The organism is Flaviflexus sp. (assembly GCF_041440645.1).
GTDB lineage: Bacteria > Actinomycetota > Actinomycetes > Actinomycetales > Actinomycetaceae > Flaviflexus.
On sequence record NZ_JASDVN010000016.1, the window covers coordinates 21,919 to 32,947 of the forward strand.

Genomic DNA, 11,029 nt, shown 5'->3' on the forward strand with positions numbered 1-11,029 from the left:
CCCAAGAAGTTCCGAGATCGGCTTAGGATGAACTCACCATGACAGCACAGCATCTTGCCGCAGACGATCCGTTCTACCAGCAGTGGGCAGACCGTGGCGGCCTCCCCCGCACACTCGAATCATCTCGTACCCTTGCCCAGCTACTTGAGTTCACCCCACCACCCTCCATTGCCGTCGTGGGGTCCAAGGGCAAGGGAACGACCGCCGCAGCCTTATCGATGACTCTTGCCAATGCTGGGCTCCGCATCGTCTCCATCACATCCCCGGCCTTCCGCACCAACCGCGAGCGCATCAGGCTCAATGGCACGGCGATCAGTCTGGCAGAGTACGAGGAACTCTCGGAGCGACTGAGCGAGCTTCTCCCTCTCCTCCCATCAGGTCACTACCTGTCCCCCACGGGTGCCTACACGATCATGGGTGCCTGGTGGGCGTCCGAGCAGGGAGCCGATGTGCTCGTTGTTGAGGAGGGCATGGGTGGCAAGACCGATGAGGTGTCGCTTTTCTCGCACGTGGCTCTCGCAGTTACTCCGATCTTCTTCGAGCACGGTGGGATCCTCGGCCAGACCGTCCCCCAGATCGCAGACAACCTTGTTTCTGCCGGATCTGAATCGGTTCAGATCATTGCCTCCGCCCCGCAATCTGACGAAGTACAAGGCATCATCGCTCAGCGAGCTACCGAGTGGAATTCTCAGATCACCGGTTCCGTTCCCGCCCCGCACCGCAGTCCCCTCATAGGTCAGAGCATCGGACTCGGCCAGGCACTCGGGAAAGAGGTAGCGAAACTCCTCAGGGGCAGTAGTGCTACTCACGAACAGAAACTGGACCAGAATCAGAAACAAAATACAGGTCTTTCAGAACCGGACGTGTCGATAGCCGGTTCGCTCGTACTCCCGGGACGTTCCTCGCTACACCATGTTCAGGGAATCGAGGGTCAACCGGATGAGACGTGGTTTGTTGATGCTGCGATCTCAGCCGATGCGGTACGCGTTGCACTCGAGTCGGCTGGGATGAAGGATGCGACAGTCGTGTGTTCGTGGCCGTTGTCGAAGGACCGCACGGCTTGCTTGGACCTTGTTCCTGGAGCCATCGAAGTTCGTGCGGGTCAGGGGCTCGAATATCCGGATGGATTGCCGACACTGGAAGACGCTGCGTCTTCGTTTGCGGGGGACGTCATTGCCCTCGGCACCATTTCCTTTATCGCCGAGGTCCTCGAGCACGTTGGGGCTGAGACTGATTCCTGGCTAGCAAGCTAAGGCCCGCTGGCAAACAAACTGAGGCAGTCCGGTTGACGGACGCCGGCGAGAAAGCCCCCACTGCGCCGGCACCTGCTGCTCGTTCACTTTGGTCCAGAAACACAGGACTCACCTCCGTGCAGGACTAACCACCATGCGGGGCTAACCACCATGCAGGGCATACCTCTCGATGGGGCTCGCCCCGGGAGGGTTTCGGTTAGGCCTGCAGACAACTTCAGCGGCCCGCTGGCAACGTCAGCGCTGTCCCTGCTCGCGTCGGAACTGCTGCCATTCCATCCACAGCACAGCTGCAACGATGACGAGGCTGATGATCATCGGAACGATTCCCCAGGGGGTTGGGGTCATGAATCCGGTCACGAGGATGCCGCAGGCCCACCATCCCTGGGAGTGAGAGCGTGCCCCGTGGAAGGCCGCGAGAACACCGATGACCGAGAACACCCCCGCCACAACCAACACCGGCTCAAACCCCGCAATGATCGACACGATGATCCCGGATAGAAAGTAGATGGCTGCGATGCCGGCTGTGATCCAGTAAATGCGTCGAATGTTCTCCATACGCTGACAATGTCATAAACGTCTGCAAATTGCTGGCAGAATCATTGTGTGAGCGATATAGCATCTGGAGACATGGGACCTTGGCTTTCACCTGACGAACTCGAGTTCGTCCGAAGGAAAGTCCCCATGGTGTACGTAGACGTTGTTCCCGTTCGTACTGACGAACGCGGTGAGGTCGAGTCCATCGGCCTACTCCTGGGAGCCCAGGACGAGGGGATCTCCCGATTCCTTGTGTCCGGCCGCGTCCTGTTTCACGAGACGATTCGGGAAGCGATCTCGCGCCACATTGAGAAGGACCTGGGCCCGATGTCACTCCCCCAGCTCCCCCAGACCGTCGTTCCGTTCACGGTCGCGGAGTACTTCCCGACCCCCGGGGCGGAGATGTTTGATGAGCGCCACCACGCCGTGTCACTTTGCTACATCGTGCCCGTTCTCGGCGAATGCGATCCCGCCGCCGACACCCTTGACGTCAACTGGTTCTCCCCGGGAGAGCTCCGCACCCCCGAGTTGCAGGCAGAGATGATGCCCTCGCACGCCCGGATCCTCCGTCAGGTGCTCGCCTACCTCGGTCTCCTCTAATGAGGGCCTTTCTCCTCGATCTGCTCCTGACCGGAGCCTTCGTTGCGATCGGCATGTCGTCCCACTCGTCAGCGTGGTCCGACTATCCCATGACGGTGCTGCCGTTCGTGATCACACTTGTGGTCGCATGGATCATTCCCGCGGTGCGCAAGAACCCTGCAGCGTTCTCTGCAGGTGCCATCGTCTACGTCATCACGGTCGCGGGTGGCCTTGGGTTGCGATATGCGTTTGGCGATGGTCTGAGTGGGGCCTTTCCCCTCGTGACTGCCGCGGTGCTTGCCGTCTTCGTCTTCGGATGGCGGGCCATCAATCGGGCCGTGACTGCCAAGCGTTCCTGACTGGCCTCGGACTTCTCACCCGAGCGCCCTTAAGCGGATTCGTCCGTCGCGGCCCTCTGGATACGCACCTCGCTGCTGTTCAAGCACGTGACGAGAAACTGCCGATCACGTCTGATCGAGTATCACAAATACTCTTCTCCCGCGTGATTTTTTGCGGCGGTGGGCACTTTTCTCAAAGTCGGAGACGACCCTTGCGGTGGACGTTTCGGACATCGATCTGTGGCTAGTCTTGTCCTTCAGGAGGTCACATTGAGTATTGAAACGTTTCTCGCCCAGCTCGGCAATCGACAGGATCCAACGACGGGTGCTATCAGCATGCCGATCCACATGTCGACGACGTACGAGCATCCCGAGCTGGGTCGTAGCACCGGATTCGATTACACCCGAACCAAGAACCCGACCCGCTCGGTACTTGAAGAGGGTCTAGCGAAGCTTGAGAACGGAACGCACGCGGTTGCCACCAGCTCCGGCATGAGCGCAATCCAGCTGATCTTCGGCCTCTACCCGACCGGTTCCCACTTCCTTGTCATCAGGGATGTCTACGGCGGTTCCTTCCGCTACTTCAACGCACTTGAGGAGAACGGTCAGGCCACTTTCGACTACTTCGAGTCCTACGAGGATCTTGAGGAACTTCTAAGCGACGATGTGGCTGCGGTCTTCATCGAGACCCCAACGAATCCTCTCATGAAGGAAATCAGCATCAGCAAGGTTGCTGAGATGGCAAAACCGTTTGGCGCCCAGGTCATTGTCGACAACACCTTCCTCACTCCACTGCGCCAGAAGCCTCTGGATGAGGGGGCGACCATCTCCGTCCATTCGGGCACCAAGTACCTGACCGGACACAACGATGTCCTGTCCGGTGTTGTCATCACGAACGATAAGGCTGTCGGAGAGAAGCTCTGTTGGCTCGCAAACACCACCGGCCCAACCCTCTCCCCCTTCGATTCGTGGCTGTTCCTCCGCTCCCTCAAGACCCTGCCGATCAGGTTCGAGCGTCAGGAAGCCACCGCCAAGAAGGTAGCTGCCGCCCTCGAGACTATCCCCGGCATCGACGAGGTCCTCTACCCGGGCAAGGGAGCCATGCTCTCCATCAAGGTCTCGGATGAGAACAGGATCAAGGAGATCCTTAAGAGCCTCAAGGTCTTCACCTACGCGGAGTCCCTCGGTGGCGTCGAAAGCCTCATCACCCACCCGGTCACCCAGACCCACGCCGACATCCCAGTCGAGATTCGCGAGTCCTACGGACTCACGAACTCCCTGCTTCGCCTCTCGATCGGTCTCGAGGATCCCGATGATCTCATCGGCGACCTTCGCCGGGCCCTCGGGAACGAGCAGGTCTCTGGACAGTAGTTCACTGACGTAATGGGATTGGGGAGCGCAACTGCACTCCCCAATCTTCTTTCGTCTGAGTCTTTCGTTCTTCGTTAGCCTGAGGCTCTCGATCTTCTTGCTTGAACTACGTGTTCACTCAGGTCACGTGCTGTCCGTAGCGATCCAGTTGTACACGGGTGCACTGTCCAAACCTGTCCTCTGTTCCTTGCGGAACAGTTGTTTGTTACCACTGGGTCTACCGCTTCGTCTCAGTAGACCTGGCGTTCGAGTTCCTTGACGAGGGCACGGAAGGCCTGCCCGCGGTGGGAGATCGAGTTCTTTTCCTCGTCGGTCAGTTCAGCTGCCGTGACCTCGTAACCATCGGGAATGAAGATCGGGTCGTATCCAAACCCGCCATGGCCTCGTGGTTCACGGATGAGGCGTCCGGACCATGAGCCGGTCGCGATGATCTCCTGCTCACCTGGAGCAACGTAGACGGCGGCGCAGACGAACTTGGCCTTGCGGTACTTGTCCTCAATGTCGTGGATCTGGTTGAGGAGGAGCTGCAGGTTCCCCTCGTCGTCACCGTGATGACCGCACCAGCGGGCCGAGAACACGCCCGGTGCGCCACCAAGGACATCGACGCACAGACCGGAGTCGTCGGCAATGACTGCCTCGCCGGTGCGTTCAGACACGTAGCGGGCCTTGATCAGTGCGTTGCCTGCGAAGGTCACGTCGTTCTCGATGGGGTCACCCAGGTCGCCTGGGGAGAGCGTGATGTCGTCGTGTCCGAGGATCGCTGAAACCTCGTGAAGCTTGTGTGCGTTGCGGGAGGCAAGAATCATGACAGTGCAGCCTTCTGGAGTTCGGTGAGATCAGCGCAACCCTTGAGTGCAAGATCGAGGAGCTCGTTGAGTTCGTCGCGGTTGAACGCACCGCCTTCGGCGGTGCCCTGCACCTCGACGAAGGTACCGGACCCGGTGACGACAACATTCATGTCGGTGTCGGCGCGAACGTCTTCTTCGTAGGGTAGGTCAAGCATCGGGGTGCCATCGACAATGCCAACGGAGATCGCCGAAACTGTATCGATGATGGGTGACTCTTTCAGGATCTTGTTCTTCATCGCCCACTCAACTGCGAGGGCGAGAGCAACGTAGGCGCCTGTGATCGAGGCGGTGCGAGTCCCCCCATCGGCCTGCAGAACATCGCAGTCAAGAACAATGGCGTTCTCACCCAGCTTGCTCATGTCGACCACCGCGCGCAGGGAACGACCGATGAGGCGGGAGATCTCGTGGGTGCGTCCGCCGATCTTGCCCTTGACGGATTCGCGCTGGTTGCGGGAGTCGGTAGCCCTGGGGAGCATCGCGTATTCCGCGGTGACCCATCCTTCGCCAGATCCCTGCTTCCAGCGCGGCACACCTTCGGTGAAGGATGCTGTGCATAGCACTCGGGTCTTTCCAAATTCGACGAGGCAACTGCCTTCGCCGGCCTCCTGCCATCTCGGAGTTATCGTGACGGGGCGGAGTTCATCGAGACCGCGAAGATCTTTGCGAGTTGTCATGCCTCCAGTTTAGGCGAATTGGCCACGTGGAAGGTAACGCCGGGGGTGGCGACAGCGATCGGACCGTCGTAGGTGGTCCTCGTTTCCTGGCAGACGACATCGGGATCGGTCCAGGGCTGGAGGTGGGTGAGAACGAGGTTCTTCACGCCCGCTTCCGTGGCGATCTGGCCGGCGCGAGCACCGGTCAGGTGAATGCCACGAACGGTGTCCCGCTCCGCCTCAAACGCTGCCTCGCACAGGTACAGGTCGGCCTCCTGGGCGGCCGCGACCTGCCCTGCGCAGTAGTCCGTGTCGCCCGAGTAGGTGAGTACCTGACCCGCGGGACCGGTGAGCCTCATGGCGTGAGCGGGGACCGGATGCTCGGCATCGAAGAACTCGATGTCGATATCTCCGATCGTGATCTTGTCGCCCTCGATGACGGTGTGGAAGGTGAACTCACCCTCGTATTTCTCTTCGGGACCATCGCCACCAATCTGGCGGGTTCGGTAGAGACCATCTCCCGGGCAGTACACGTCGATGGGGCCGAGTGGGCCCGTGGGGAACCACTTGCGGTACACCTGCATGCCAATGATGTCGGCGACGTGGTCGGTGTGGAGGTGCGAGAACACGATCGCATCCAGTTCACCCGGATCGATGTAATTCATGAGCTGACCCATGGAACCCGGTCCCATGTCGAGCAGGATCGTCGTGGTATCCGTCTGGACCAGGTAGGACGACGCAGCCCCCTTCGGCCCGGACATGGAGCCTGTGCATCCAACGACTGTAAGTTTCACGAGACCTCCATGCGGTCAACGGCCCCAACCTCGGGACCAAGAAAGCGGCGGGCCAAAGCCTGGAAGGCATCAGCGTCGCCCGTTGCCAGGAAACGATGCTGTGGCGGTGTTGTTGCGGTCCGCTCCAGTCCCCCGGCTACCAGCGCCCGGTAGGTATCTTTCGCGGTTTCCTCGGCAGACGACACGAGCGTGACATTGTCTCCCATGACGTACGAGATCACACCCGTGAGCAACGGGTAGTGGGTGCAGCCGAGAACGAGGGTATCGACATCGGCCTGTTTGATGGGTTCAAGGTACTCCCGAGCTACCTGGATGAGTTCCTGACCACTTGTTTGTCCCGATTCGACGAACTCGACCAACCTCGGTGCTGCCACCATCGTCAGTTCAAAGTTCGGGGCTGCGGCGAACGCGTCCGAGTAGGCACCCGAGTTGATCGTCGCCTTCGTTCCGATGACACCGACCTTGCGATTGCGGGTGGCAGCCGATGCCCTGCGGACGGCTGGCTGGATCACCTCGATGACGGGTATACCCATGCCGACCTGGTAGCGCTCACGAGCGTCGTGCAACGCTGCCGCGGAGGCAGAGTTGCAGGCCATGACAATGACCTTCACACCGGAGTCAACGATCTTGTCGAGCACGTTGAGGCACAGCTGACGCACCTCTGCGATGGGCCGCGGGCCGTAGGGTGTGTGTTCGGTGTCCCCCACGTAGGTGATGGCCTCGTTGGGGAGCTGATCGATGATGGAGCGCGCAACGGTGAGGCCTCCGACTCCGGAGTCAAAAATGCCAATGGGTGCGTCGCTCATGAACCGACTTTAACCGCGGGGACCCCTCAATCGCACCGCATCGATGAGTGAATCCTGCCACCACGTGATCATCGCGTACACGAGTGTGAGCTGGTGATCTACCTGTTCCTCTTCCGGCAGGTCCTCATCCGAGGTCTTGCCGTCGGCGATGTCGGCAGCGCTCTGAGCGACTTCTTCCGCGCGTTCTGAGGAATCGATGTCGAGTCTCGTGCCGAGCACGATGCGCAGATCCGTGAGCGCGGACAGCCACACCGGGATGTCCTCATCTGGCACAAACACTCGGCCCGTCGAGGAGTTCAGGGCCCTGTAGACGGTGGTGAGATTCGATACTTTCGCTGATCGGACACCCGATTCGGTCAGTTCACGAAGCTCACGGGCCTCGTCGGGATCCTCACTCATGTCCGGCAGGAGGCGTGCAATCGCGGGATCCTGCGAGGCGTCCTGGGCGGGTGCGAACTCGCGTTCGAGAGCCTCGAAGGGATCATCACTCACGTCAACGACGGCAACGTCCTCGCCGAGGATGGAAACAATGTCCCTCATCAGGGAGGCGACGAGTTCCAGTTCAAAAATGTCCCCACCGGAGCTCACTCCCCCGCGGACCTTGCGGAAGCTCAGCATCTCAGATGTCCTTCTCGATCGTCGCCTGCAAACCGTACGTGTGCATCGCCTGCACATCGGTTTCCATGGCTTCGCGGGACCCGGAAGACACGACGGCACGACCCTCGGAATGAACCATCATCATGAGCCGGTTGGCGGTCCTGGCATCGAAACCGTAATAGGTTTCGAACACCCACGCCACGTAGCTCATGAGGTTGATCGGATCATCGTGCACAACGGTGCGCCACGAGGGAGCTGTTTCGCGTTCCTCGGTCGGAGTTGGGGAAGGAGTTGGCTGAGTCATTGCCTACCATTCTACGCAACCTTGCTGGAAATGGGCGAAGAGGTGGAACCGCCTACTAAAGTAAAGGCATGCATAAGTCCACCGCATTGCTCACCGACATGTATGAGCTGACCATGGTCGAATCGACTCTCGCCTCCGGTACCGCAAACCGGAAGTCCGTGTTCGAGGTGTTCTCAAGGCGTCTGCCTTCCGGGCGGCGCTACGGCGTTGTCGCCGGAACGGGACGCGTCCTTGACGAGGTCGCGAAGTTTACGTTCTCCGATGACGAGCTGACCTTCCTCGCAGACAACAACGTGGTCGCTCCCTCGACGATCGACTGGCTGGCCAACTATAGGTTCACGGGCGACATCTACGGCTACAACGAGGGTGAAGTGTTCTTCCCCCAATCGCCGATCATGACCGTGACGGGCACGTTTGCCGAAGCCGTTGTTCTCGAGACCCTCATTCTTTCCATCCTCAATCACGACTCCGCTGTCGCGGCAGCCGCATCCCGCATGACCATCGCGGCACACGGTCGTCCCTGTTTGGAGATGGGAGCGCGCCGCACGCACGAGCGTGCAGCAGTGTCCGCGGCGCGCGCCTCCGTCGTTGGTGGCTTCGCCGGCACCTCGATCCTCGAGGCGGGACGCTCCTACGACATCCCCACGATCGGTACCGCGGCTCACTCGTTCACTCTCGTACACGACAACGAGGAACAGGCCTTCGAGGCACAAATCGCCACGATGGGACCGGACACCACCCTCCTCGTCGACACCTACGACGTGAAGACGGGCGTGGAGCGCGCCGTCGCCGCCGCCCGCAAGGCCGGAGGCGAACTCGGGGCAGTCCGCCTCGACTCCGGCGACCTCGTGGCCCAGGCCATCACCGTTCGCAAGCAGCTCGACGATCTTGGTGCCACCTCCACGAAGATCACAGTCACGAGCGATCTCGATGAGTACGCCATCGCCGCCCTTGGCGCCGCCCCCGTTGACTCCTACGGGGTTGGCACGAAGCTCGTGACCGGGTCCGGCTTCCCCACCGCCGAGCTCGTCTACAAGCTCGTGGCCCGCGAGGGCGCGGATGGGACCATGCAGGAGGTGGCGAAGAAGTCGAGCCAGAAGGCCTCCTACGGTGGTCTCAAGGTCGCCGGCCGCATCAGTGACCTCGACGGAGTCGACCGCGAGGAACTCATCGTGTCCGCCGGCTCCTGGGAGCAGGGCCGCACCAAGCTGTCGGACATGGGTGCACGCCCCCTCCAGGTCCCACTCATCCTCAATGCAGAGATCCAGGAGCACCTCTCGGTTCAGGAGGCGGGACAGCACCACATCACGACCCGCAACAGGCTCCCCTACCAGGCATGGCGCCTCTCGGAGGGCGAACCCGCCCTCCAGTCCACCATGCTCGACATCTTCGAGGGTGACGACAACCCCTACGAGGGCTAACCACCCATGTCCCGATCAGTCCTCGATCGATGACATGGATCAATCATCAATCGAGGAAACATCGGAAGGCGCTACCAGCTCGGTAGCGCCTTTCGTTTTGTCCGATGTGGCCTCATCCTCAAGGCTCAACCCTCGAACGACAAACCCGGCAACCTCATCATTTGACCACCGGGCAGACTGCGGATTCGGTAGCCGCAGGATTCGCTTCGCGGTGTAACCTACCTCAATAAAGCTGACGGCGCGAGTGTTGGAGTTTCGCTCTCCATTCCATCGTCATGGCGCACTCGCCTCGGAAGGCAGTGCACTAGCCCCCGAAGTTAAACCCACGAGAGGACAGAATCGTGACGGACTACGACTTGATCACCATTGGAACCGGGGTGGCAGGTACCGCCGCATCCTGGGCGTGCGCGGAGGAGGGGTGGCGCGTCGCGATCGTCGACAACCTCCCCTACGGGGGAACCTGCCCGCTACGGGGCTGCGACCCCAAGAAGATCCTGCGCCGCGGGGCGGAAATCATCGATTATGCGAGGCTCATGGAGGGCAAGGGCATTGCACCGGGCACGCTGTCGATTGACTGGCCCTCCCTCATCTCACACAAGCGAGGATTCACGGAGCCGATGTCCCATAGCATTGAGCAGGGCCTCAAGGATTCTGGGATTGAGACACTCCATGGGAGGGCATCATTTACCGGACCCAATCAGGTTTACATCGGCGGCATGACCATCAGCGCATCCCACTTTCTCATCGCAACGGGCGCTCGCCCCAAGCCCCTCCCGTTCCCCGGGAGCGACCTGATGATCACCAGTACCGATTTCATGGAGCTGGAGCAGCTTCCGAAGCGGATCGTCTTCGTCGGGGGCGGGTTCATTTCGTTCAAGTTCGCCCACATCGCCGCCCGTGCTGGAGCCCAAACGACCATCCTCACCCACGGTTCCGGATTCCTCAAGAAGTTTGATCCCGACCTGGTCGAACTCCTCCTCTCTCGCAGTCGCGATATTGGCATCGCCACACGCAACAACACAAGCATCCGGGAAATCCGGGCCGCCGGTGCTGGCTACCAGGTGGTCACCGAGCACGAAGGGGAAACCCAAACGACGGAAGCCGATCTCGTCGTTCACGGGGCCGGTCGTGAGCCGGACCTTGCCGACCTCAACTTGGACGTCGCTGGCATCAACCACACGGCGGCCGGAGTCACTGTGACTGAACACCTGCGTAGTGTCAGCAATCCGGCCGTCTACGCGGCTGGGGATGCTGCCGCCACTGGCGGAATGCCACTCACTCCGGTCGCTTCCATGGAGGGGGCTGTTGCCGCCTCGAACATGATGAATGGCGACCTGGAGACTCCGGACTACACGGGGATCCCAACAACCGTGTTCACGATTCCCGAGCTTGTACGGGTCGGCCTACTCGAATCAGAGGCTCGCGAACAGGGGAAGACGTTCGATGTTAGCTACAGCGACACGAGCTCTTGGTTTTCAAACTGGCTCTTCATAATTGAGTGTGTAGCGGGCGTTTTGCGCGTCGTGGCATG

Annotated in this window: 13 protein-coding genes; 6 read left to right on the forward strand and 7 right to left on the reverse strand. The window is 60.5% G+C overall.

Features of this window, described 5'->3' with window-relative positions:
- The first annotated feature begins 38 nt into the window (after nt 1–38).
- Complete coding sequence (locus QMB98_RS02205) at nt 39–1,253, forward strand: hypothetical protein (RefSeq protein WP_371684009.1); 1,215 nt, start codon at nt 39–41, stop codon at nt 1,251–1,253.
- Nucleotides 1,254–1,487: 234 nt separating this feature from the next.
- Here the strand turns inward: QMB98_RS02205 and QMB98_RS02210 are convergent, their stop codons facing one another.
- Nucleotides 1,488–1,808 (reverse strand): hypothetical protein, encoded by a 321-nt coding sequence (locus QMB98_RS02210; protein ID WP_371684010.1) that lies wholly within the window; start codon nt 1,806–1,808, stop codon nt 1,488–1,490.
- A gap of 72 nt (nt 1,809–1,880) precedes the next feature.
- Between QMB98_RS02210 and QMB98_RS02215 the strand changes: the two genes are divergently transcribed.
- From QMB98_RS02215 to QMB98_RS02225, 3 genes are all read left to right on the forward strand, one after another.
- A complete protein-coding gene (locus QMB98_RS02215; protein ID WP_371684021.1) occupies nt 1,881–2,387 on the forward strand; it encodes a DUF4916 domain-containing protein in 507 nt (168 codons plus the stop codon).
- Nucleotides 2,387–2,725, forward strand: coding sequence for a DUF3054 family protein (locus tag QMB98_RS02220; RefSeq protein WP_371684011.1), 339 nt, complete (start codon nt 2,387–2,389; stop codon nt 2,723–2,725). The genes QMB98_RS02215 and QMB98_RS02220 overlap by 1 nt, the downstream gene beginning before the upstream one ends.
- A gap of 249 nt (nt 2,726–2,974) precedes the next feature.
- Nucleotides 2,975–4,075 carry a PLP-dependent transferase gene (locus QMB98_RS02225; RefSeq protein ID WP_371684012.1) on the forward strand — a complete coding sequence of 367 codons (1,101 nt, stop codon included), beginning with the start codon at nt 2,975–2,977 and terminating at the stop codon, nt 4,073–4,075.
- Nucleotides 4,076–4,305: 230 nt separating this feature from the next.
- Here the strand turns inward: QMB98_RS02225 and rdgB are convergent, their stop codons facing one another.
- The 6 genes from rdgB to clpS are packed head-to-tail and all read right to left on the reverse strand — an operon-like array spanning nt 4,306 to nt 8,077.
- Nucleotides 4,306–4,881, reverse strand: coding sequence for an RdgB/HAM1 family non-canonical purine NTP pyrophosphatase (rdgB, locus tag QMB98_RS02230; RefSeq protein WP_371684013.1), 576 nt, complete (start codon nt 4,879–4,881; stop codon nt 4,306–4,308).
- Nucleotides 4,878–5,597, reverse strand: a complete 720-nt coding sequence (gene rph, locus QMB98_RS02235; RefSeq protein WP_371684014.1) for a ribonuclease PH — start codon at nt 5,595–5,597, stop codon at nt 4,878–4,880. The genes rdgB and rph overlap by 4 nt, the downstream gene beginning before the upstream one ends.
- A complete protein-coding gene (locus tag QMB98_RS02240; protein ID WP_371684015.1) occupies nt 5,594–6,370 on the reverse strand; it encodes an MBL fold metallo-hydrolase in 777 nt (258 codons plus the stop codon). The genes rph and QMB98_RS02240 overlap by 4 nt, the downstream gene beginning before the upstream one ends.
- The gene (gene murI, locus QMB98_RS02245) at nt 6,367–7,176 is read right to left on the reverse strand and encodes a glutamate racemase (RefSeq protein ID WP_371684016.1); all 810 of its coding nucleotides are present in this window, start codon (nt 7,174–7,176) and stop codon (nt 6,367–6,369) included. Before murI ends, QMB98_RS02240 begins: the two co-directional genes overlap by 4 nt.
- A gap of 9 nt (nt 7,177–7,185) precedes the next feature.
- Nucleotides 7,186–7,794 (reverse strand): DUF2017 family protein, encoded by a 609-nt coding sequence (locus QMB98_RS02250; RefSeq protein WP_371684017.1) that lies wholly within the window; start codon nt 7,792–7,794, stop codon nt 7,186–7,188.
- Nucleotide 7,795: 1 nt separating this feature from the next.
- Nucleotides 7,796–8,077, reverse strand: coding sequence for an ATP-dependent Clp protease adapter ClpS (gene clpS, locus QMB98_RS02255; RefSeq protein WP_371684018.1), 282 nt, complete (start codon nt 8,075–8,077; stop codon nt 7,796–7,798).
- Nucleotides 8,078–8,145: 68 nt separating this feature from the next.
- Between clpS and QMB98_RS02260 the strand changes: the two genes are divergently transcribed.
- Together QMB98_RS02260 and QMB98_RS02265 are read left to right on the forward strand one after the other, a co-directional pair.
- Entirely contained in the window at nt 8,146–9,498 is a 1,353-nt protein-coding gene (locus QMB98_RS02260; protein ID WP_371684019.1) for a nicotinate phosphoribosyltransferase, read from the forward strand.
- A 341-nt stretch (nt 9,499–9,839) separates the two neighbouring features.
- The coding region (locus tag QMB98_RS02265) for an NAD(P)/FAD-dependent oxidoreductase (protein WP_371684020.1) at nt 9,840–11,029 on the forward strand (1,190 nt) is incomplete at its 3' end.